At 63.6% G+C, this 21972-nt stretch carries 26 protein-coding genes; 11 read left to right on the top strand and 15 right to left on the bottom strand.

Annotated features, from left to right (window positions below; translation table 11 throughout):
• Window positions 1-18: 18 nt before the first annotated feature.
• The 12 genes from ACVRRC_RS07165 to ttcA form a co-directional block, all read right to left on the bottom strand.
• Window positions 19-783: an NAD-dependent protein deacylase gene (locus tag ACVRRC_RS07165; protein WP_472996798.1), complete on the bottom strand. Its 765-nt coding sequence runs from the start codon at window positions 781-783 to the stop codon at window positions 19-21.
• 105 nt (window positions 784-888) lie between these two features.
• Window positions 889-1185: a cyd operon YbgE family protein gene (locus tag ACVRRC_RS07160; protein WP_013982180.1), complete on the bottom strand. Its 297-nt coding sequence runs from the start codon at window positions 1183-1185 to the stop codon at window positions 889-891.
• Window positions 1182-1286: a cytochrome bd-I oxidase subunit CydX gene (gene cydX / locus ACVRRC_RS07155; protein ID WP_003292563.1), complete on the bottom strand. Its 105-nt coding sequence runs from the start codon at window positions 1284-1286 to the stop codon at window positions 1182-1184. The genes ACVRRC_RS07160 and cydX overlap by 4 nt, the downstream gene beginning before the upstream one ends.
• Window positions 1287-1329: 43 nt before the next feature.
• Entirely contained in the window at window positions 1330-2472 is a 1143-nt protein-coding gene (gene cydB / locus ACVRRC_RS07150) for a cytochrome d ubiquinol oxidase subunit II (protein WP_472996797.1), read from the bottom strand.
• A 10-nt stretch (window positions 2473-2482) separates the two neighbouring features.
• Entirely contained in the window at window positions 2483-4114 is a 1632-nt protein-coding gene (locus ACVRRC_RS07145) for a cytochrome ubiquinol oxidase subunit I (protein ID WP_472996796.1), read from the bottom strand.
• A complete protein-coding gene (cydP, locus tag ACVRRC_RS07140) occupies window positions 4111-4290 on the bottom strand; it encodes a cytochrome oxidase putative small subunit CydP (RefSeq protein ID WP_013982177.1) in 180 nt (59 codons plus the stop codon). The genes ACVRRC_RS07145 and cydP overlap by 4 nt, the downstream gene beginning before the upstream one ends.
• A gap of 343 nt (window positions 4291-4633) precedes the next feature.
• Window positions 4634-5185, bottom strand: coding sequence for a putative natural product biosynthesis protein (locus ACVRRC_RS07135; RefSeq protein ID WP_407042756.1), 552 nt, complete (start codon window positions 5183-5185; stop codon window positions 4634-4636).
• A 105-nt stretch (window positions 5186-5290) separates the two neighbouring features.
• Window positions 5291-5656 (bottom strand): DUF2946 domain-containing protein, encoded by a 366-nt coding sequence (locus ACVRRC_RS07130; protein WP_045157704.1) that lies wholly within the window; start codon window positions 5654-5656, stop codon window positions 5291-5293.
• Window positions 5657-5714: 58 nt separating this feature from the next.
• Window positions 5715-6386 carry a DNA-3-methyladenine glycosylase I gene (locus ACVRRC_RS07125; protein ID WP_020307259.1) on the bottom strand — a complete coding sequence of 224 codons (672 nt, stop codon included), beginning with the start codon at window positions 6384-6386 and terminating at the stop codon, window positions 5715-5717.
• A 141-nt stretch (window positions 6387-6527) separates the two neighbouring features.
• Window positions 6528-7604, bottom strand: a complete 1077-nt coding sequence (locus ACVRRC_RS07120; protein WP_427756738.1) for a 3-deoxy-7-phosphoheptulonate synthase — start codon at window positions 7602-7604, stop codon at window positions 6528-6530.
• A 266-nt stretch (window positions 7605-7870) separates the two neighbouring features.
• Entirely contained in the window at window positions 7871-7999 is a 129-nt protein-coding gene (locus tag ACVRRC_RS07115) for a hypothetical protein (RefSeq protein WP_017244708.1), read from the bottom strand.
• Window positions 8000-8159: 160 nt separating this feature from the next.
• Window positions 8160-8984 (bottom strand): tRNA 2-thiocytidine(32) synthetase TtcA, encoded by an 825-nt coding sequence (gene ttcA / locus ACVRRC_RS07110; protein ID WP_011912455.1) that lies wholly within the window; start codon window positions 8982-8984, stop codon window positions 8160-8162.
• 133 nt (window positions 8985-9117) lie between these two features.
• Here ttcA and ACVRRC_RS07105 point away from each other — a divergent pair, with 133 nt between their 5' ends.
• From ACVRRC_RS07105 to ACVRRC_RS07090, 4 genes are all read left to right on the top strand, one after another.
• Window positions 9118-9711 (top strand): DNA-J related domain-containing protein, encoded by a 594-nt coding sequence (locus ACVRRC_RS07105; protein ID WP_013982171.1) that lies wholly within the window; start codon window positions 9118-9120, stop codon window positions 9709-9711.
• A gap of 139 nt (window positions 9712-9850) precedes the next feature.
• A complete protein-coding gene (locus tag ACVRRC_RS07100; protein WP_011912453.1) occupies window positions 9851-10450 on the top strand; it encodes a Yip1 family protein in 600 nt (199 codons plus the stop codon).
• Window positions 10451-10612: 162 nt separating this feature from the next.
• The gene (locus ACVRRC_RS07095; RefSeq protein ID WP_011912452.1) at window positions 10613-11314 is read left to right on the top strand and encodes a Yip1 family protein; all 702 of its coding nucleotides are present in this window, start codon (window positions 10613-10615) and stop codon (window positions 11312-11314) included.
• Window positions 11315-11377: 63 nt separating this feature from the next.
• Window positions 11378-11872: a SprT family zinc-dependent metalloprotease gene (locus ACVRRC_RS07090; protein WP_151320142.1), complete on the top strand. Its 495-nt coding sequence runs from the start codon at window positions 11378-11380 to the stop codon at window positions 11870-11872.
• Between the two features lie 15 nt (window positions 11873-11887).
• Here the strand turns inward: ACVRRC_RS07090 and ACVRRC_RS07085 are convergent, their stop codons facing one another.
• On the bottom strand, window positions 11888-13063 hold the full coding sequence (locus ACVRRC_RS07085) for an MFS transporter (protein WP_045158859.1): 1176 nt from the start codon (window positions 13061-13063) through the stop codon (window positions 11888-11890).
• A 183-nt stretch (window positions 13064-13246) separates the two neighbouring features.
• On the opposite strand from ACVRRC_RS07085, the gene napE reads away from it, so the two are divergent.
• Genes napE through ACVRRC_RS07060 form a run of 5 tightly spaced genes read left to right on the top strand, consistent with a single transcriptional unit; the run spans window position 13247 to window position 17351 of the window.
• On the top strand, window positions 13247-13426 hold the full coding sequence (gene napE / locus ACVRRC_RS07080) for a periplasmic nitrate reductase, NapE protein (protein WP_011912449.1): 180 nt from the start codon (window positions 13247-13249) through the stop codon (window positions 13424-13426).
• Between the two features lie 59 nt (window positions 13427-13485).
• The gene (locus ACVRRC_RS07075; protein ID WP_014596119.1) at window positions 13486-13740 is read left to right on the top strand and encodes a chaperone NapD; all 255 of its coding nucleotides are present in this window, start codon (window positions 13486-13488) and stop codon (window positions 13738-13740) included.
• The gene (gene napA, locus ACVRRC_RS07070; protein WP_472996795.1) at window positions 13740-16244 is read left to right on the top strand and encodes a nitrate reductase catalytic subunit NapA; all 2505 of its coding nucleotides are present in this window, start codon (window positions 13740-13742) and stop codon (window positions 16242-16244) included. Before ACVRRC_RS07075 ends, napA begins: the two co-directional genes overlap by 1 nt.
• 11 nt (window positions 16245-16255) lie before the next feature.
• Window positions 16256-16744, top strand: a complete 489-nt coding sequence (locus tag ACVRRC_RS07065) for a nitrate reductase cytochrome c-type subunit (RefSeq protein ID WP_011912446.1) — start codon at window positions 16256-16258, stop codon at window positions 16742-16744.
• A 10-nt stretch (window positions 16745-16754) separates the two neighbouring features.
• A complete protein-coding gene (locus tag ACVRRC_RS07060; protein ID WP_011912445.1) occupies window positions 16755-17351 on the top strand; it encodes a cytochrome c3 family protein in 597 nt (198 codons plus the stop codon).
• 60 nt (window positions 17352-17411) lie between these two features.
• On the opposite strand, the gene dcd is transcribed toward ACVRRC_RS07060, so the two are convergent.
• Window positions 17412-17978 carry a dCTP deaminase gene (gene dcd / locus ACVRRC_RS07055; RefSeq protein WP_013982166.1) on the bottom strand — a complete coding sequence of 189 codons (567 nt, stop codon included), beginning with the start codon at window positions 17976-17978 and terminating at the stop codon, window positions 17412-17414.
• A gap of 327 nt (window positions 17979-18305) precedes the next feature.
• On the opposite strand from dcd, the gene ACVRRC_RS07050 reads away from it, so the two are divergent.
• Window positions 18306-18515: a cold-shock protein gene (locus tag ACVRRC_RS07050; RefSeq protein WP_003282211.1), complete on the top strand. Its 210-nt coding sequence runs from the start codon at window positions 18306-18308 to the stop codon at window positions 18513-18515.
• 104 nt (window positions 18516-18619) lie between these two features.
• On the opposite strand, the gene apbC is transcribed toward ACVRRC_RS07050, so the two are convergent.
• A complete protein-coding gene (gene apbC, locus ACVRRC_RS07045; RefSeq protein ID WP_472996794.1) occupies window positions 18620-19714 on the bottom strand; it encodes an iron-sulfur cluster carrier protein ApbC in 1095 nt (364 codons plus the stop codon).
• 170 nt (window positions 19715-19884) lie between these two features.
• Here apbC and metG point away from each other — a divergent pair, with 170 nt between their 5' ends.
• The gene (gene metG, locus ACVRRC_RS07040) at window positions 19885-21924 is read left to right on the top strand and encodes a methionine--tRNA ligase (protein WP_125865223.1); all 2040 of its coding nucleotides are present in this window, start codon (window positions 19885-19887) and stop codon (window positions 21922-21924) included.
• Window positions 21925-21972: the final 48 nt, after the last annotated feature.

Raw genomic sequence — 21972 nt, 5'->3', positions numbered from 1 at the left:
TCGCTTCGATGATCAAATTCAATCGGATGAAATGTGACGTAATAAGTGCGACAAAACGTCTGCGGCCCTTCCCTGCAGGCTGAGGTTTGCCAGCGGACTGATGTCGGTGGGTTGCAGGTTCACCTCCACGACCAGGCCCCCGCTCTGCCGGGCACGCCATATCGGTTCGAGGATATAGCCGAAGCTAGCGGTGGTGCCGACCACCAGCACGGCATCGAAACCAATGCGCGATTGTTCCTGCAAGCGAGCCAGGGCGCGCTCCGGAAGCATCTCCTCGAACAGCACCACGGCCGGCCGCAGCACGCCGGTGCAAACCTCGCAGCGTGGCGGCAATGGCTCGTCCAGCAGCGAGGCCAACGGGCGCCTGTCAATCTCGCCGCAGGCCATGCAGGACAGCGGTGCCAGCTCGCCGTGAATCTCGATCAGGCGCTCGGGCGGACTGCCGGCCCGGCGATGGAAGCCATCGATATTCTGCGTGAGCAGCCAGGTGCCAGGCCTCTGCCGCTGCCACTCGGCAATGGCGAAATGGCCGGCGTTGGGCTCGGCGCGCAGGCAGGCGCGGCCGATCTTGGCGAGGTATTTCCAGCACAGCGCCGGTTGGCGCTGCAGCGTCGGCCCCGAAAGCGCCACCTCGATCGGCACGCCGTCGTCCGTCGCCCCGTTGTATAGCCCGCCCAGTCCGCGATAGGTGGGCAGCCCGGAGTCGGCGGAAAGCCCGGCTCCGGTGATGATCAGCAGGCGTTCGGCCGCGGCCAGCGCACGCGCGGCCTTGTCGATGTCCATGATGACGGCGAGCCCGGTTCGATGACTGGCCCGCGGCCACGCCGCGGGGTTGTCACCATCAGACCACGAACCAGGGCATCTGTCTGCCCGAGCATCCGAGCCCGCTCAGCCCAGCCGCGCGTGCGCCAGCACGGCATAGCCCAGCGCGCAGAACAGCCAAGCCGGCAGTGGCCCGAGCAGCCAGCGCCAGCCCCACCACTGCGGAACGAAGCCGACGCCGTGCACGAAACCTGCGGAAATCCCCCACATCACCAGCATCAGCTGGGGGTGGCTGTAGCCGCCTTGCCCGTCGAGCATCGCCGCCGGATGGATCAGCAGCACCAGCGCCAGCGGTGACGCCAGCAGCAGCGAGAGAAGCCGCGCGGGGGTCCGGTACAGCAGCCGGTGCGCCATGCCGCTCACGGCTCGGCATCCAGATCCTGGGTGGCTTCCAGCCACAGCGCATTGATGATGCCGAAGCTGCAGGCCAGCAGCACGCCGAGTATCCAGGTGAAGTACCACATAGTCGTCTCCTTGGCGGGCGAGTACGGAAGCCCGCCCGCTCGATCAGTAGAGCCCGTGAGGGTTGGCTTCGATGGTTTTCTGGGTGAGCCGGCCCCACATGCGCACGTAGCTCCACAGCGTGTAGCAGACGATCAGCGGCACGAAGAGGCAGGCGACGACGAACATGATGCCCAGGGTCTTGTGGCTCGAAACCGCATCCCAGATGGTCAGGCTCGAGGCCGGGTCCAGGCTCGACGGAAAGACGAAGGGGAACAGCGCGAAGCCAGCAGTGCAGATGGCGCCGACGATCATCAGACTGGTGCCGAGAAAGCTCACTCCACCGCTGTTGCGACTGGCACCGAGCAGCGCCAGCAACGCCCCGAGGATGCCCGCAGCCGGCGCGATCAGAGTGACCGGATAGCGGCCATAGTTGGCCAGCCAGCCGGCGTTGTCCTGCGCTACCTGCTTGTCCAGCAGCGGATTGAGTGCCGCGCCCGGATCGCTGACAGACAGCTGGCTGAAGCCCTCAACCCCCAACACCAGCCAGGCGCCGGCGGCGGCGAAACCGAGCAGGAATACCAGCGCACACAGCCGTGTTGCCTGCCGCGAGCGTTCGGCCAGCGCGCCGTCGGTGCGCAGCATCAGCCAGGCGCCGCCATGGGCGCTGAGCATGCTCAGGCTGACGACGCCGCAGAGCAACGCGAACGGGTTGAGCAGTGCGAAGAACGAGCCGTGATAGGTCGAGCGCATCAATTCGTCGAGCTGGAACGGCAGACCGAGAAACAGGTTGCTGAAGGCAACGCCGAACACCAACGCCGGCACCGCCCCACCAACGAACAGCGCCCAGTCCCAGGCGTTGCGCCAACGCGGGTCCTCGACCTTGCTGCGGTAGTCGAAGCCCACCGGCCGGCAGAACAGCGCGAACAGCACCAGCAGCATCGCCCAGTACAGCCCGGAGAAGGCCACCGCATAGACCATCGGCCAGGCAGCGAACAGCGCGCCGCCCGCGGTGATGAACCACACCTGGTTGCCATCCCAATGCGGCGCGATGGTGTTGATCGCGACGCGCCGCTCGTTGTCGGTCTGGCCGACGAAGGGCATCAGTGCCATAGCGCCCATGTCGAAGCCATCGGTCAGGGCGAAGCCGATCAGCAGCACACCGATCAGCACCCACCAGACCAGCTTGAGAACCTCGTAGTCGAACATTTTCTTTCCCTCACACGGCGGACGGTTCGGTGGGAACACCCTTGGCGGCAGGCACGGCGACCGCATCGCGCAACTTCTTCGCCTGGCCGGCGGCCTGCAGCTCGAAGTGATAACGACCGGTGTGCAGGCTGCTCGGCCCCAGGCGGGCGAAGCGGATCATCAGGAACATCTCCACCACCAGCAGCAGGCTGTAGAAGGCCACCAGAGCGATCAGCGACCCCCAGATATCGCCGGCGGCCAGCGTCGAGGTGGACAGATGGGTCGGCAGCACCTCGGCGATGGACCAGGGCTGGCGGCCATGCTCGGCGACGTACCAGCCGGTCTGCGCGGCGATCCAAGGCAGCGGCAGGCTGAACAGCGCGAACCTGAGCAGCCAGGGCTTGCGCTCGGCATTGCGCTTGATCGAGGCCCAGCTGGCCAGGGCGAACAGCACCAGCATCAGGAAACCGGCGGCGACCATCACGCGGAAGGTCCAGAACAGGCTGAACACATCAGGGATGGTGTCCAGCGCGGCTCGGTGGATCTGCTCGTCACTGGCGTCCACCACATCGGCGGTGTACTTCTTCAACAGCAAGCCGTAGCCCAGGTCCTGCTTGACCTCGTTGAAGGCGGCAATCGCCGCGGCCGACTTGTCGCCACTGCGCAGGACCTGCAGGCGCTCGTAGGCGAGCATGCCGTTGCGGATGCGCAGCTCGTGTTCGGCGATCAGGTCCTTGATGCCCCTTACCTCCTCATCCACCGAGCGGGTGGCGATCAGCCCCAGCACGTAAGGGATCTTCACCGCGTAGTCGGTGCGCTGCTCGGCCTGATTCGGCAGGCCGAACAGGGTGAAGCCGGCCGGCGCCGGGTGGGTCTCCCACTCGGCCTCGATGGCCGCCAGCTTGACCTTCTGCACGTCACCGATCTCGTAACCGGATTCGTCACCGAGGATGATCACCGAGATCGTCGAAGCCAGGCCGAACACCGCGGCGATGGCGAACGAACGGCGGGCAAAGCCCAGGTCGCGCTTCTTCAACAGGTAGAACGACGAGATCGCCAGCACGAAGATCGCCCCGGTGACATAGCCGGCCGACACCGTGTGGACGAACTTGACCTGTGCCACCGGGTTGAACAGCAGCGCGCCGAAGTCCACCAGTTCCATGCGCATGGTCTCGAAGTTGAACTCCGAACCCACCGGGTTCTGCATCCAGCCGTTGGCAATGAGAATCCAAAGTGCGGAGAGGTTCGAGCCCAGCGCCACCAGCCAGGTCACCGCCAGGTGTTGCACCCTGGAGAGGCGATCCCAGCCGAAGAAGAAAAGGCCGATGAAGGTCGATTCCAGAAAGAACGCCATCAGCCCCTCGATGGCCAGCGGCGCGCCGAAGATGTCGCCGACGTAGTGGCTGTAATAGGCCCAGTTGGTGCCGAACTGGAACTCCATGGTCAGCCCGGTGGTGACGCCCAACGCAAAGTTGATGCCGAACAGCTTGCCCCAGAACTGGGTCATGTCCTTGTAGACCTGCTTGCCGGTCATCACGTAGACCGACTCCATGATGGCCAGCAGGAACGCGAGCCCCAGGGTCAGCGGCACGAAGAGAAAGTGGTACATCGCCGTCATGGCGAATTGCAGACGGGACAGATCGACAACGCTTTCCGAGATCATCTCGGCCCTCCCTCGGGATTGGTATCCCGCTTATCAAGCAAATGCTCGGCGACCCTCGCCGAACCGTTCTCGGGAATGCTGGGAGCATCGAACCAGATGGTTTTTATGCTTGTGAGGATCGCGACCTTGACCAGCAACACCAGCACGATGTCTCGCTTGAGCGATGACTTGAACATGCTTACCTCCCGGCTCGCCCGACGCCCGGCAGAAACCTGCCGCAACGCCTGCTGCCATCACCGCCAGTTGCGATTGAAGGCCCCCTTGGGGTGGGGGCCGGGACCCGGGCACGCGGCCCGGACTCAATCGCCGCGCCCCAAACCCACCCGTGGAAGCACTGCTCGGGTTCAGGGCGAGCGCAGTGTCGGAAGCGCCGGATCTGGCGACAACTGCGACAGGCTGCCCCACCCCGCCGAGCCGGCCGTGATCGCCGCGCGGCGTCGCTTGCAGAACGTAGCGGCGCGACCGGCAGGTCCCATGCAAAGGCAGCAGAAAACCTGGGGATGCGGCATCCGGTCGCGGTCATGGCACACGCAGCCAGCGGCGAAAGCCGTTACCGCCGCTGGAGGCGAGCGGAGTCCAGGCGAAGTCCCAGCGCGTCGGCGGCAGTTCCTCGGCCTGTGCCGTCAACCGCGCGGCCTGGCGAACCCGCGGCTTCCAGTCGAAGACCGGCTCGTCGCCAGCCTGCCAGGCCAGCACGATGCCGATGGCCGGGCTGTCGTCGCTGGCTACCCAGCGCGCCGCGGCGGCGAGCATCATCGCCTCGATGTCCTGCGCCTCGATCAGCTCGCGATAGTCCGAAGCGAGCAGCCAGCGGCACACGCCGAGGTGGAAGGTCCAGTCCAGCGCCAGCTGGCAGCCGTAGGCCCAGGTCATGAACTGGCGAAAGATCTCCAGCCCCTCTGGTGGGTCGAGCTTGAGCAGCCGCGGGCAGACATCGAACAGCGCATGCCAGTACGGCAGCAACTTGGCATCCAGATGCACAAAGCTGCGGGCGTTGCTGGGGTAGTCGGGAAAAGGCAGCCGATAGCTGACGCGGCTATCGGCGCGGGTGAATCGTTCCATCATGGTCATGCTGAAATCCCCTGAAGCGAGCGTGCCGTCGGAGGGTTCCGACAGTTGGCCGGCCGACTGCAGCACTGTCGCAACAGCGGCGGCGGTACGTCAGTCAGGAAAGCTTCAGGGAGCCTGCGGATTCAGCGCCGGCCATTGCTGGCGCGGGCCGCGCAGATCATCGCGCGGGCGCGCGAGCGGCACCCTCGCCCGCCGGCCCAGCCAGCCCAGGGCCAGCAGCACGACGACGGCGAGGAACAGCGAACTGCACAGCGGGCAGTCGAAAGCCTGTTCGGGGGAGTCATGGGCACCTGCAGCGGGCATCTTGCCGCCGGATGACGTGCCATCGGTGAAACAGAAGGCGTCCTGCCCCATGGCCAGCTCGAAACCCACATGGCTGGCATGGTTCAGGCTGCAGACAAAGACATTGAGCAGGATGCAGGCCAGAAGCACCCATACGATCTGCGCACGTTTGTCTTTGACGATGGTCATGTTTGAACTCTACACCGCGCCTATTCACGCAGCGCTGTGCCAAACCGTCGCAGCGTTCTCAGTGGTTCACGGTGAAGGCCAGCATCGCCGAAAGCTGACAGAGCGGGCGGCCACTTTCGGCCTGCCATTGATTGAAGGCCGCCTGAACCGCAGCCTGATCGCGCTGGCTGCTGGGCACCTTGTCGACGATTTCCTGCGCCTTGAGCGCGGCTACCACGTCATTACTGGGCACGAAGGTGTCCTTGCCGGCCATGCGCAACAGACGCGGCGCTGACAGGCCGCCGAGCTGGCTGCCGTGCCTGGCGAGATAGCGCCACAGGCCGACGATGTCGCTGCTCGGCCAGTCCGCCAGCAGATTGCCGAAGCTGCCCCGCTCCTTGGCCACGTCCAGCACGAACTGGGCATTGCGCGGTACGCTTTTGAGCTTGCCCAGATGACGGATCAACCGGGCGTCCTGCATCAGCCGCTCGATGTGCTCGCCGCCCATCAGCACCACCTTTTCCGGATCGAAACCGAAGAACGCCTGCTCGAAGGCCGGCCACTTGGCGTCCACCAGGCTGTGCTTGAGCCCGGCGCGGAAGATGCGCAGGCTGATCAGCGAAAGGTAGCGATCGTCCGCGACGGCTCGCAGCTCATCGGTGCTGCGCGGCTGCGGCAACCGCGCTTCCAGCGCCGCCGCGGAACCGAAGCGATTGAGGCAGTATTCGTGCAGCCATTTGTAGTCGTGCATGGATGGGCCTTTCGGTTGATCAAGCGACGGCAAAGGGTGCCGAGGTTGGCGATTGCCTGCAAGCCGGCACTCCGACCGCCCGCAGGCGTGGATGGCGACCGCTACGCCACGGCCTGCCCACCCTCACCCGCCCCGGATGCCTCAACCACGCAATCGCTCGGCTGCCTCGCGCAGCAGCTGCTCGGTGCCGCTCCAGCCCAGGCAGCCGTCGGTGATCGATACGCCATAGCGCAACTCGCCGGAGAGCGGCTGGCAACCATCGAACAGGTGACTTTCGAGCATCACGCCGCGCAAGCTCGCATCGCCGGCCAGGCGCTGGGTGATGACCGACTCCAGCACTGCCGGCTGGCGCAGCGGGTTCTTGCCGCTGTTGGCGTGGCTGCAATCCACCATGATTCGCGGTGCGATGCCCTGCTGCGCGAGGGCGGCACGTGCGGCGGCGACGCTGGCGGCATCGTAGTTGGGTGCGCCGTGCCCACCACGCAGCACCAGATGCGTATCCGGATTGCCGTGTGTCTGCAGCAGGGCCGGATGGCCGAGTTCGTCGATGCCGAAATGCTGGTGCGGGTGCTCGGCCGAACGCATCGCGTCGCAGGCGATGCCGAGGCTGCCATCGGTACCGTTCTTGAAGCCCACCGGCAGGTCCAGCCCGCTGACCAGCTCGCGATGGATCTGCGATTCGCTGGTGCGTGCACCGATCGCGGCCCAGCCAAGCAGATCGTCGAAGTACCCGGCAGCCAGCGGCTGCAGCAGTTCGCTGGCGATGGGCAAACCGGTTGCGAGAATATCCAGCATCAGCCGCCGGGACAGATGCAGCCCCTCGGCCATGTTACCGCTGCCGTCCAGATGCGGATCGTAGACCAGCCCTTTCCAGCCAACGGTAGTGCGCGGCTTTTCCACATAGGTGCGCATCACCAGCAGCAGCTGGTCGCTGACTTCGTGCACCAGCGCGGCCAGGCGCTCGGCGTATTCCAGCGCGGCGACGGGATCGTGCAGGGAACAGGGCCCGACGACGACCAACAGGCGCGGATCGTGGCCGTCGAGTACAGCGCGGATGGCGTCGCGGTCGTTGCGGATGCGTGCGGCAAGGGCGTCGCTCAAGGGCAGACGCTGGCGCAATACAGCGGGGCTTGGCAGCGGCTGTGCGCTGCGGCGAGCGACGCTGGCTTCGGCGGTGGCGGCGGGTTGTTTGGCAAGTACGGTGGCGGATGCATTCATGATCTGGCGGTTCCTTCTGCCGGCGCGGGTGGTCCGCGGCGGCGCTAGTCGGGTGTTCGGTCGCGTGAGGGCTGTTTGACGTCGAAGCGGCTAAATCGCCAGTCGTAGCGGTAGTAACGATCGGTGCGGTAGGTGGTCATGGCGTGTTCCTCGTAGCGTTATGGCCATCGGATGGCCGAAAAAACAAAACCCCCGGTCGGGTGGCCGACCGGGGGTTCGAAAACTGCTCTGGTGGCGACCCTGCTTGCTAGGGCGCCTGTGGGGTATCAGGCGCGCCTGTGGCTAAACCAATACCCAAAGTAATAACCAGCGGCGGCAACCTGCTGCCCACGAACGACCACGGTGCGAATGGCACCGGCATCGACAACGTTGAGGGCTACAGGGTTCAGGGACATGCTGATCTCCAGAAGATGACCGAACCATACTCCGCCAGGCGTGCGGCTTTCAACCCGCATGGCGAAAAAGCTCGCTGGGTGGGTTCAGCCCACCGAGGCGATGCGGTGAATGACGATGGCGGGCTGAACAAGCCGGCCCTGCGGAAACCGCTAGCGCGACCTACAGGCTCATCACATCGACGAAGCGCGGCGTGGCGCTGTCGTCGATGCGCAGGCTCTTGAAGTCGAAGAGATTGCGATCGGCCAGTTGCGAGGGCACCACATTCTGCAGCGCGCGGAACATGATTTCGGTGCGTCCCGGCGACTTGCGTTCCCACTCCTGCAGCATTTCCTTGACCACCTGGCGCTGCAGGTTTTCCTGCGAGCCGCAGAGGTTGCACGGGATGATGGGGAACTCCTTCATCTTCGAATACGCCTCGATGTCTGCCTCGCTGCAGTAGGCAAGGGGCCGGATCACCACGTTGCGTCCATCGTCAGAGAGCAGCTTGGGCGGCATGGCCTTCAGCGTGCCGCCGTAGAACATGTTGAGGAAGAAGGTTTCCAGTATGTCGTCGCGATGGTGCCCGAGCGCCATCTTGGTCGCACCGATCTCGTCGGCGAAGGTGTACAGCGTGCCGCGGCGCAGACGTGAACACAGCGAACAGGTGGTCTTGCCTTCCGGGATCTTCTCCTTCACCACCGAGTAGGTGTCCTTCTCGATGATGTGGTACTCGACGCCGATGGACTTCAGGTACTCAGGCAGGACGTGCTCGGGGAACCCCGGCTGCTTCTGGTCCATGTTCACCGCGACCACTTCGAACCTGATCGGCGCGACCTTCTGCAGATAGAGCAGCACGTCGAGCATGGTGTAGCTGTCCTTACCGCCGGACAGGCAGACCATGACCTTGTCGCCATCCTCGATCATGTTGAAGTCGGTGACGGCCTCGCCGGCGAGGCGGCGCAGGCGCTTCTGCAGTTTGTTCTGGTTGACCGAGAGGTTGCCCATGTCAGGTGTCCGGGTGAGATGCGAAAACCGCGCATTTTACGCGTAAAGCAGACCCGACCGCAGCCCGTTCGCCGTGTGACCGATGTGAACCAGCGCTGACCCGCCGTTGCTGGCCCTGTGCTAGTCTCGGCCGATGGACGACCTCTCCCCCGCACTGGATCTGCCAGACCATCTGCTTCTGCTGTTGCAGGAAAAGCCCGAGGGCCGCAGCGAATACGAGCTGATCCAACAGCTCAAGCGACGGCACAGCACGCACGTGCCCAATTTGCCGCTGACCGACAAGCTGGTGCTTTTCCGCACGCATTTCCTGGTGTTCAACGCGTTGTACCTGCTGCGCGACCGGCTCTGGGCCGAGGGCAGCGGGCATCTGCAGATCAGCCCCCTGCACATCCAGTTGCTGCCCTATGCCAGTGCAGCCGCCGGGCTCGCCGAACAGGACGCGTTGCGCGAGTACTACCTGGACCTCAGCAACCTGCGCGACACCGACGAGGACGATGTAGAACGCCTGCTGGCAAGCTTCTGGACGCGCATGCAGGGCAGCGACGAGAAGCGTGCAGCACTCGAGCTGTTCGAGCTGGACCGCTCGCCCCAGCCGCTCACGCTGGAGCTGATCAAGCATCGCTACCGACAGCTGGTGAGCCTGCATCATCCCGATCGCGGCGGCAGCACCCAGCGTCTGCAGTCGATCAATCTGGCCATGGAAATACTCGCGCGCTATTACCACTGACCGCATAGCTTCGAAACGCTCTAATCGGGCTGATGCATCTACGAGCCGCATTCCTATACTGCGACATAAGGTCGCACGCGCCGTCCTCGATGACGACCGCCAGGCGAAGCGACCCTCCATAAGCAGAGGAGACGCTGGCATGATCCATCACGTTTGGGGTTTGTTCACCCACCCTGGTCAGGAGTGGAACGAAATCCGTGGCGAGGAAGAGACCGTCAGCCACATGTATCTGACCCATGTGCTGCTGCTTGCGGCAATCCCGGCTGTGTCGGCCTACATCGGCGCGACCCAGGTGGGTTGGAGCATCGGAGGTGGCGAGCCGGTCAAGCTGACACAGGCCAGTTGCATGCAGCTGGCGATACTCTCCTACTTTGCGATGCTGGCCGGTGTGGCGGTAATGGGCGGTTTCATCCACTGGATGGCGCGCACCTACGACGCCAACCCGACGCTTACGCAGTGCATCGTATTCGCCGCGTACACCGCGACGCCGCTGTTCATCGGCGGGCTCGCCGGCCTCTACCCGCACCTGTGGCTCGGGATGCTGGTGGGCACCGCGGCGGTCTGTTACACGGCCTACCTGCTCTACGTTGGCTTGCCGAAGTTCATGAACATCCCGGAAGACGAGGGTTTCATGTTCTCCAGCTCGGTGCTCGCCGTGGGGCTGGTGGTGCTTGTGGCCATCATCGCGCTGTCGGTCATTACCTGGGGCATGGGCATCGGCCCCGTCTACGTGCGCTGAGCCGCTGTGCTTGATCAGGCCGCCTTCGGGCGGCCTTTTTCGTACTCGCCAAGGGAGCGCGACGAAACGACAGGGAAACCCTCGCCGCATCTGCCGTTCTAAAGCCATAACGCCGCTGGCGACTCGTAGCGCAGCGGCCCTCAAGGCAGACGGAGACTCGGTATGATCCCGCACTTTTTCACATTGCTTACCCGCCCCGACAAGGCGTGGACCGACATTCGCCGCGACGAGGAGAAGAACAGCTCCAACTACCTAGTCCATCTGCTGCTCTGGGCATTGCTGCCTGCCATCTGCATGTTCATCGGCACCCGCTACGTCGGCTGGAGCCTGGTGGAAAACGAACGCATCTGGCTCGACACCCGCAGCGCGTTCCAGCTGAGCCTGCTGATCTATCTGACGATCATCCTCGGCACCTTCATCATGGGTTTCTTCCTGCGCTGGATGTCGCGGACCTTCGACGCCCGCCCGACATTCAACCAGTGCGTCGGCTTCACCGCCTACGTCATCACGCCATTCTTCCTAGCCGGGCTTGGCGCGCTGTACCCGACGCGCTGGATCGCCATCCTGGTGATCGTGGCCGCGGGGGTCTACTCGACCTACCTGCTCTTTGTCGGCCTGCCGAAATTCATGCGTATCGACAACCGCAACACCTTTCTCTACGGCGCCTGTACCTGGGCTGTCGGGCTGCTGGTGCTGGTCAACCTGAAGGTGCCGATGATCCTGTTCTGGCTGCAGGTGCTGGAGCCCACCTATGAGCGCAATACGCCGGAAAACCAGAGCTACGGCTTCGAGGAGAATCGCCCGCAGGACGAACCGGGCGGTCTGGACAACGAACGCCGATTCAACGAACGACCGAACGAGTGACCAACGAGACTGCTCGGCCCCGAGGCGCTTTGGCATAATGCGGCGCTCCCAGGAGTTGTCTCAATGCCCGAGCGTCTCAATGCCCGCGTCGAAGCCTGCTACGCGCTGGCCGAGCAATTTTTCAAGCGCCGCTTCCCCCGCCCCGAGGTGAGCCTGAAGTTGCGCGGCCAGAAGGCCGGCGTGGCTCACCTGCATCAGAATCTGCTGCGTTTCAACGAACAGCTCTACCGCGAGAACACCGAACCCTTCCTGCGCCAGACCGTGGCTCATGAGGTGGCGCACCTGGTGGCGCATCAGATGTTCGGCGCACGGATTCAGCCCCACGGTGAGGAATGGCAACTGATCATGCGCGGTGTCTACGAGCTGCCACCGGATCGCTGCCACACCTATGCGATACGCCGCCGCGTCGGCACACGCTACGTCTATCGCTGCAGCTGCGCCGATCAGGATTTCGCCTTCACGCCGCAGCGTCATGCGCTGGTTGCCAAGGGTCGACGCTACTACTGTCGGCGCTGCAAGACGACGCTGTCGTTCACTGGCGAACAGCGCCGCGAATGAAGCCGTCGCGGCTGCTCAGAGTGCTCGCGCCCGCCAGCCGGCCATGACGAACAGCCCCGCCAGCAGGGCCATCAACGGCTGCCAGCCGGCGTGATCCCAGACATACCCGGCACCGTACCCCACCACGCTCGACCCCAGATAATAGGCGCAGAGATAGAGCGCCGAGGCCTGCGCACGCGCGCCCTGGGCATGACTGCCGACCTGGCCGCTCGCCACTGCATGCGCGGCGAAGAAACCGAGGGTGAACACGCCGAGGCCGACGACAATGCTGGCCAGCCAGGGCGTTGCGCAGAGCCCGACGCCGAGCAGCATGAGCGCCACGCCGCCGCGCAGAACCTGCCGCGCACCGAAGCGCGGCACCAGACGGCCTGCCCAGCCGGCACTGAAAATGCCGCCGAGATAGACGACGAACAACAAACCGATGAACGTGGAAGACAGGCCGAATGGCGCGCCGGCCAGGCGGAAGCCAATGTAATTGAACAGCGCGACGAAGCCCCCCATCAGCAGGAAGCCCTGCAGGAACAGGCTACGCAGGGCCGGGTTCGACAGGTGCAGGCGGAAATTGGCCAGCAGGACCGTCAACGAGAGCGGCTGCGCCTTGAAGTGGCGCGACGCCGGCAGCAACCAGACGAACAGGCTCAAGGCCACCATTCCCAGCGCGGCGATACCGCCGAGCGCCAGCGTCCAGCCGCCCAGATCACTCAACAGGCCGGACAGCAAACGCCCGAGCATCCCACCCAGAGCAGTGCCGCCGATGTACAGCCCCATCGCCGCCGGCAGCGAGTCCGGGTCGAACTCTTCACCGACATAGGCCATCGCCAGCGCCGGCAGGCCACTCAGCGCCAGGCCCAACAGCGTGCGCAATAGCAGCAGCAGATGCCAGGACTCCACCAGCACGCATGCCAGGCCGAGCAGGCTCGCCAACCCGAGCGCTGCAGCCATGACCGGCTTGCGCCCCCAGCTTTCGGCCAGCGCGCCGGAGATCAGTAGGCAGAGTGCGAGCGACAGCGTCGTCAGCGACAGCGCCAGGCTGCTATTGGCCGCGGAGACGGCGAAATGCGCGGCCAGCAACGGCAGCAACGGCTGGATGCAATACAACAGCGCGAAGGTGGCGAAGCCGGCACAGAACAGCGCCAGCGTGGCGCGTCGATAGGCGGCAGTACCGCGTTTGAGGTGGGAGGTTTCGATCATCGTCAACGCCTGCAGCAGGCTGCAAAAAAAGCCGCGCAGGCTAGCACGGTTGCCCCGTCGCCGCGCGCCGATCGAGTGAGTCGCCAATCGATGGGACCGCGCCGACTGCAAAACTATCGAAACGAACATTGCCCTATGTTGGTCAGTGACTAGACTCCCCTATATGCCAGTCGGAGTAGAACAATGACAGTAACGCCGAATGACACCCGCCCCTCTGTCGCCTCGACCAAGCGGGACGAGACCCGCCTGTTCGTCTTCCTGATCGTGTTTCTGTTTCCCATCCTGAGCGTCGCGCTGGTCAGCGGCTACGGTTTCATCGTCTGGATCGTGCAGATGATCTTCGGGCCGCCGGGCCCAGCCTAGCTCCCGCACCATTGACCGGGGCGCTCACGCCCTGCCACCAAGCCAGACGGAAACGCGTGATGGGACACCCTTTGCATATCGCCAGCCTCCTGGTGCACTGCCGCCCCGAGTGGCTGGCCGCGCTGAAAACCAACCTCCAGTTGCTACCCGGTCTCGAGCTGCATCAGGAAAGCCCCAGCGGCAAGCTGGTGGTGGTGCTCGAGGCCGAGCACGAGTCGCGCATCCTCGCTGCGATCGACCACATCCAGCAGCTGCCTGGCGTCCTTAACGCCGCCCTGGTCTACCACGAAGAACTCCTCGAAGGAGACGCCTGATGAGCCTTACCCGACGTCAATTCGCCAAGGCCAATGCCGCCGCCATCGCGGCGACCGTGGCCGGCATGCCCATCGCTTCGACCGCGAGCAATCTGGTCACCGAAGCGGACGCCACTAACCTCAAGTGGGACAAGGCCCCATGCCGTTTCTGCGGCACGGGCTGCGGCGTGATGGTGGCGACGCGAGAGAATCGGGTGGTCGCCACGCACGGCGACGTCAAGGCGGACGTCAACCGCGGCATCAACTGCGTCAAGGGTTACTTCCTGTCGAAGATCATGTACGGCACCGATCGCCTCACCCAGCCCCTGCTGCGCATGAAAGACGGCAAGTTCGACAAGCAGGGCGAGTTCCAGCCGGTCACCTGGGATCAGGCCTTCGACATCATGGAGGAAAAGTACAAGGCGGCACTCAAGGCTGGCGGCCCGGAAGCCATCGGCATGTTCGGTTCGGGGCAGTGGACGATCTGGGAAGGTTACGCCGCGAACAAGCTGATGAAGGCCGGCTTTCGTTCCAACAACATCGACCCCAACGCGCGCCACTGCATGGCCTCGGCAGCATTCGGCTTCATGCGCACCTTCGGCATGGACGAGCCGATGGGCTGTTACGAAGACATCGAGGCTGCCGACGCTTTCGTGCTGTGGGGCTCGAACATGGCCGAGATGCACCCGGTGCTGTGGACGCGCCTCACCGACCGCAGACTGAGCGCACCACACGTCAAGGTCGCGGTGATGTCCACCTTCGAGCATCGCAGCTTCGAGCTGGCCGACATCCCGATGATCTTCAACCCGCAGACCGACCTGGTGATCCTCAACTACATCGCCAACCACATCATCCAGAGCGGCGCGGTGAACAAGGAGTTCATCGACAAGCACACCCGATTCGCCAAGGGTGCCACGAACATCGGCTACGGCCTGCGTCCGACCGATCCACTGGAGCTGAAGGCCGAGAATGCCGCGGTGGCCAACACCTGGACCGACATTGGCTACGAGGACTACGTCGAGTTCCTCAAACCCTACACCCTAGAACACGCCGTCAAGGAATCAGGTGTACCGGCCGAGCGCCTGAAGGCCCTGGCCGAGCTGTACGCCGACCCCAAGGTCAAGGTGATGTCCTTCTGGACCATGGGCTTCAACCAGCACACCCGCGGTGTCTGGGCGAACAACATGATCTACAACATCCATCTGCTCACCGGAAAGATCAGCGAGCCGGGCAACAGCCCGTTCTCGCTCACCGGCCAGCCCTCGGCCTGCGGCACCGCGCGCGAGGTCGGGACCTTCTCCCACCGCCTGCCAGCGGACATGGCCGTCACCAACCCCAAGCATCGCGCCATTACCGAAAAGATCTGGAAGCTGCCCGAAGGCACCATCCAGGAAAAGCCCGGGTTCCACGCCGTCGACCAGAGCCGCAAGCTCAAGGACGGCGTGCTGAAGGTGTACTGGACACAGGTGACCAATAACATGCAGGCCGGTCCCAACGTGATGCAGGAGATCCTGCCAGGCTGGCGCAACCCGGAAACCTTCGTGATCGTGTCGGACGTCTACCCCACGGTCTCCGCCCAGGCCGCCGACCTCATCCTGCCCAGCGCCATGTGGGTGGAGAAGGAAGGCGCTTACGGCAATGCCGAGCGCCGCACCCAGTTCTGGCACCAGCTGGTCACCGCACCCGGCGAGGCGCGCTCGGATCTGTGGCAACTGGTGGAGTTTTCCAAGCGCTTCCGCGTCGATGAGGTATGGCCGGCGGAGCTGCTGAGCAAGGCGCCGGAGTTCAAGGACAAGACGCTGTTCGACGTACTGTTCAAGAATGGCCAGGTCGATCGTTTCTCCAACGACGAAATCGCCGAGGGTTATGCCAACCATGAGGCGGAGGCATTCGGCTTCTATCTGCAGAAGGGCTTGTTCGAGGAGTACGCCGAGTTCGGCCGCGGCCACGCCCACGATCTGGCGGCGTTCGACGTCTACCATCGTGAACGCGGCCTGCGCTGGCCGGTGGTCGACGAGAAGGAGACCCAGTGGCGCTACCGCGAGGGTTACGACCCCTACGTCGAAGCCGGCAGCGGTGTGCAGTTCTATGGCAATGCGGACAAGAAGGCGATCATCTTCGCGCTTCCCTATGAGGTGCCCGCCGAGGTGCCGGATGAAGAGTATCCGTTCTGGCTGAGCACCGGTCGGGTGCTCGAGCACTGGCACACCGGCAGCATGACGCAGCGTGTCGACGAACTGCACAAGGCGGTTCCTGACGCCCTCGTCTACATGCACCCCGAGGATGCGCGCAAGCTCAACGTGCGCCGCGGCAGTGTGGTCAAGATCGTCAGCCGACGCGGCGAGATGCAGGGCCGGGTCGAAACGCGCGGGCGCAACAAGCCGCCAATGGGGCTGGTGTACGTCCCGTTCTTCGATGCCAACAAGCTGATCAACAAGGTCACGCTCGATGCCACCGACCCGATCTCCAAACAGACCGATTTCAAAAAATGCGCCGTGAAGATCGAAGTGGTCAGCATCGCCTGAGGAGAGCCGCCATGAAATTCTGCCTACTGCCGCTGACCCTGCTCGCGGTGTTCGGTCTGGCTGTTGCCGCCGAAACCAACTATCCCCTCGACGCCCCGGCGCCGGACGGCCGACGCCCGGGCGGCACCATCACCCAGGAATTCACCCCGCCGCCGTTGCACGACGAGGAAAACAAGGATGTCCGGCGCGAACGCAACTACCCGGAGCAACCGCCGACCATCCCTCACAGCATCCGCGGCTATCACGTCGACAAGAACGCCAACAAATGCCTGAGCTGCCATAGCCGAGCCAACAGCGCCCGCGCCCAGGCACCGATGATCAGCATCACCCACTACACCGACCGCGATCAGCAGACCCTCGCCGCGGTGGCGCCACGACGGTACTTCTGCACGCAGTGCCACGTGCCGCAGCAGGATGTGAAGCCGCTGGTGGAAAACCGCTTCAAGAACATCGACGAGCTGCTGTACCGGGAAACCTCACCATCCACCGGCGGAAACTGAGGGGGCCTGGATGAAGTCGATCAAGTCGTTTTTCAAACGCTACTGGGCCGTCCTGCGGCGACCGAGCGTCCACTACAGCCTCGGCGCGCTGACGCTTGGCGGGTTCATCGCCGGGATCATCTTCTGGGGCGGTTTCAACACGGCGCTGGAGGCCACCAACACCGAGGCGTTCTGCATCTCCTGCCACGAGATGGAAGACAACGTGTTCATGGAGATCAAGGACACCATCCACTACAGCAACCGCTCCGGCGTGCGTGCGACCTGCCCGGATTGCCACGTGCCACACCAGTGGACCGACAAGATCGCGCGCAAGATGCAGGCCTCCAAGGAAGTCTGGGGCAAGATCTTCGGCACCATCAGCACCCGCGAGAAATTCCTCGAGAAACGCCGCGAGCTGGCCGAGCACGAATGGGCACGGCTCAAGGCGAACGACTCGCTGGAGTGCCGCAACTGCCACAACTTCGACTACATGGACTTTACCCGGCAGGGCAAGCGCGCAGCGGAGTTCCACTCCACCGCCCTGGCCAGCGGCGAGGCGACCTGCATCGACTGCCACAAGGGCATCGCCCACAAACTGCCGGACATGCGAGGGGTGCCGGGCTGGTAACCGGCAGATCGGCGCAAAAAAAACCTGGCTCAGGCCAGGTTTTTTCATATCCGGAAAAGCTTAGGCCTTCGGCAGCGTCACGCCGCGCTGGCCCTGGTACTTACCGCCGCGGTCGCGGTAGGACACCTCGCACTCCTCATCCGATTCGAGGAACAGCATCTGCGCCACACCTTCGTTGGCGTAGATCTTCGCCGGCAGCGTGGTGGTGTTGGAGAACTCCAGGGTCACATGCCCTTCCCACTCAGGCTCCAGCGGCGTCACATTGACGATGATGCCGCAGCGCGCATAGGTGCTCTTGCCCAGGCAGATGGTCAGCACGTTGCGTGGAATGCGGAAGTACTCGACGGTGCGGGCCAGCGCGAAGGAGTTCGGCGGGATGATGCAGACGTCGCTCTTGATATCGACGAAGCTCTTCTCGTCGAAATTCTTCGGGTCCACCGTTGCCGAGTTGATATTGGTGAAGACCTTGAATTCGTCAGCGCAGCGCACATCGTAACCGTAGCTGGAGACACCGTAGGAGATCAGCCGGTCATTGCCTTCATTGCGCACCTGGCGCTCGACGAAAGGCTCGATCATGCCGTGTTCCTGGGCCATGCGGCGAATCCACTTGTCCGATTTGATGCTCATGGCTGGCGTCCTGAATAGGTTAATGGGCCCGCGAAGAGGCGCATCTTACCGAGCCTGGCGCGGGTGTTCAAAGCCTGGCTACTGGCGCGCCGCAACGGCCGTCACAGCCAGCAGCAGCCACTCGGCGAAGAAATCCAAAATAAAGCTCGCTTTGCTCCAGAAAAACGGTATTGTTACTGGGCTGCTGCTGCATGTGTCACCGTGAATCGCTACATGTTTAGATTTCGATCCAAATATCGATACGACTCCTATCTCCTTGCACACAGTGATGTTCGGGCCTTTTAGCCCGCACTTTATTCTTCAAAACTTGGTTCAAGGAGACATCAAATGTCCAATCGCCAAACCGGTACCGTTAAGTGGTTCAACGATGAGAAAGGCTTCGGCTTCATCACTCCGCAATCCGGTGACGACCTCTTCGTACACTTCCGTGCCATTCAGGGTGACGGCTTCAAGAGCCTGAAAGAAGGCCAGCAAGTCTCCTTCGTCGCTACCCGCGGCCAGAAAGGCATGCAAGCTGAGGAAGTTCAGGTTATCTAACCTGAGGCTTCTCTGAAAAAGCCCCGCTTCGGCGGGGCTTTTTTGTGCCTGCGATTTCCTTCAGCCTGCGGACGGCGAGCAAAGGCCGCCCGCAGGCTGTCGACTCAGTCCTCGGACACCACGATCTTCGGCATCGACTGGGCGATGATCTGCCCACTCTGGGCGATGCGAGCGCCGACGGTACGCGCCATCTGCTGATAGATCATGGCGATCTGGCTGTCCGGATCGGCAATGGTGGTCGGCTTGCCGGCATCCGACTGGCTGCGGATCGCCATCGACAGCGGCAGCGAGGCCAGCAGATCGACGTTGTACTGCGAAGCCAGCTTCTCGCCGCCACCCTCGCCAAACAGGTGTTCGGCATGACCGCAGTTGGAGCAGATGTGGATGGCCATGTTTTCCACCACGCCCAGCACCGGGATATTGACCTTGCGGAACATCTCCATGCCTTTCTTGGCATCCAGCAGAGCCAGGTCCTGTGGCGTGGTAACGATCACCGCGCCGGTCACCGGGACCTTCTGCGCCAGCGTCAGCTGGATATCCCCGGTGCCCGGCGGCATGTCCACCACCAGGTAGTCGAGATCGTTCCACTCGGTCTGGGTGATCAGCTGCAGCAGCGCACCGGACACCATGGGCCCGCGCCAGACCATCGGCGTCTTGTCATCGGCGAGGAAGGCCATCGACATGACCTGCACGCCATGCGCCTGCAATGGAATGAACGCCTTGCCGTCACGGATCTCCGGCCGGGTGCCCTCGGCGATGCCAAACATGATGCCCTGGCTCGGCCCGTAGATGTCGGCATCCAGCACACCGACCCGCGCCCCCTCACGGGCCAGCGCCAGCGCCAGATTAGCCGCCGTGGTGGACTTGCCGACGCCGCCCTTGCCGGACGCCACCGCGATGATGTTCTTCACATTGGCCAGCGCCGGCACCTGATCCTGCGCCTTGTGCGCACGAATCACGCAGTCCACCTGCACATCGGCACGGTTGACGCCCTCGACCCCTTCAATGGCCATCGCCAGCATCTGCGCCCAACCGCTGCGAAACAGCCCGGCGGCGTAGCCCAGCTCCAGCTGCACGCTGACCCGGTCGCCCTGGATGTCGATTGAACGCACACAGCCGGCGCTCACCGGATCCTGATTCAGATGGGGGTCGGTGTACTGGCGCAGTACGGTTTCCACAGCTTCGCGGGTGACGGACATGGTTACTCCTGGAAAGACCGAGCAAATCAGACAGGCATCTTACCCTGCCCTGTAGTTCCGAGCCCACCGACGACCGGGACTACGGCCAACCTTGGTCACGCGGGTGAAAAAACCGTGGCAGAGCTATATAGTTGCAGACTTTCTTTCGCCATTCCGACTGCCGAGTCCCCATGTCCGAAGCCCGCCAGATCCTCGTTACCAGCGCCCTGCCCTACGCCAACGGTTCGATCCACCTCGGCCACATGCTCGAGTACATCCAGACCGACATGTGGGTACGCTTCCAGAAGCTGCGCGGCAACCAGTGCATCTATGTCTGCGCCGACGACGCCCATGGCTCGGCGATCATGCTGCGGGCGGAAAAGGAAGGCATCACCCCCGAACAGCTGATCGCCAACGTCCAGGCCGAGCACAGCGCCGATTTCGCCGACTTCCTTGTCAATTTCGACAACTTCCATAGCACCCACTCGCCAGAGAACCGCGAACTGGCCGAGCTGATCTACACCCGCCTGCGCGATGCCGGGCACATTGCCACCCGCTCGGTGACCCAGTATTTCGATCCCGAGAAGGGCATGTTCCTCGCCGACCGCTTCATCAAGGGCACCTGCCCCCGCTGCGCGGCCGAAGATCAGTACGGCGACAATTGCGAAAAATGCGGCGCCACCTACGAGCCCACCGAGCTGAAGGATCCACGCTCGGCAATCTCCGGCGCCACCCCGGTGCTCAAGGATTCCAAGCATTTCTTCTTCAAGCTGCCCGACTTCGAGGCGATGCTCAAGGAGTGGACCCGCGGCGGCGCGTTGCAGGAATCGGTGGCCAACAAGATCGCCGAATGGCTCGACGGTGGCCTGCAGGAATGGGATATCTCCCGCGATGCGCCCTACTTCGGCTTCGAGATCCCCGGCCAGCCGGGCAAGTACTTCTACGTCTGGCTGGACGCGCCGATCGGTTACATGGCGAGCTTCCAGAACCTCTGCAAGCGCCGCCCCGAACTTTCCTTCGATGCCTTCTGGAGCAAGGAATCGAGCGCCGAGCTGTACCACTTCATCGGCAAGGACATCATCAATTTCCACACCCTGTTCTGGCCAGCCATGCTCGAAGGCGCGGGCTTCCGCAAGCCGACCGCGGTCAACGTGCACGGCTACCTGACGGTGAACGGGCAGAAGATGTCCAAGTCGCGCGGCACCTTCATCAAGGCGCGCACCTACCTCGATCATCTCAATCCCGAATACCTGCGCTACTACTATGCGTCCAAGCTCGGCCGTGGTGTCGACGACCTCGATCTGAACCTCGACGACTTCGTGCAGAAGGTCAACTCCGACCTGGTCGGCAAAGTGGTGAATATCGCCAGCCGCTGCGCCGGCTTCATCCACAAGGGCAACGACGGCGTGATGGTCGAGGCCAACCCAGAGCCGGAACTCTGGGCAGCCTTCCAAGCCGCCGCGCCGAGCATCGCCGACGCCTACGAGGCACGTGATTTCGCTCGCGCCATGCGGGAGATCATGGCCCTGGCCGACCGCGCCAACGCCTGGATCGCCGACAAGGCGCCCTGGGCGCTGAACAAGGTCGAGGGCAAGCAGGCCGAGGTGCAGGAAATCTGCGCCCTGGGCGTCAACCTGTTCCGCCAGCTGGTGATCTTCCTCAAGCCCGTGCTGCCGAACCTGGCGGCCGCTGCCGAGCAGTTCCTCAACGTAGCGCCGCTGAGCTGGGACGACCATGCCACGCTGCTGGCCAACCACAAGCTCAACGCGTTTACCCCGCTGATGACCCGCATCGAGCCGGCAAAGATCGACGCCATGATCGAAGCCTCCAAGGAAGATCTGGCCGCCAGCGAAGCCGCTGTTCCAGCTGGCAATGGCGAACTGGCCAAGGCACCGTTGGCCGCCGAGATCAACTTCGACACCTTTGCCGCGGTGGACCTGCGTATCGCCCTGATCGAGAAGGCCGAGTTCGTCGAGGGGGCCGACAAGCTGCTGCGCCTGACCCTGAATATCGGCGATGCCACGCGCAATGTCTTTTCCGGCATCAAGAGCGCCTATCCCGACCCGAGCAAGCTCGAAGGCCGGCTGACCCTGTATGTCGCCAACCTGGCGCCGCGCAAGATGAAGTTCGGCATGTCCGAGGGCATGGTGCTGGCGGCAGGCCCTGGCGGCAGCGAGATTTATCTGCTGAGCCCGGATAACGGCGCCAAGCCCGGCCAGCGCGTCATGTAACCCGGCTTCGCGTGCCGGCCCGCCGGCACGCGAAGCTCGTCGTTAAAC

This window comes from Stutzerimonas sp. LR2 (assembly GCF_055755175.1).
Note: the sequence above shows the minus strand (reverse complement) of the source record. Positions and strands in the feature narration are given on the sequence as shown.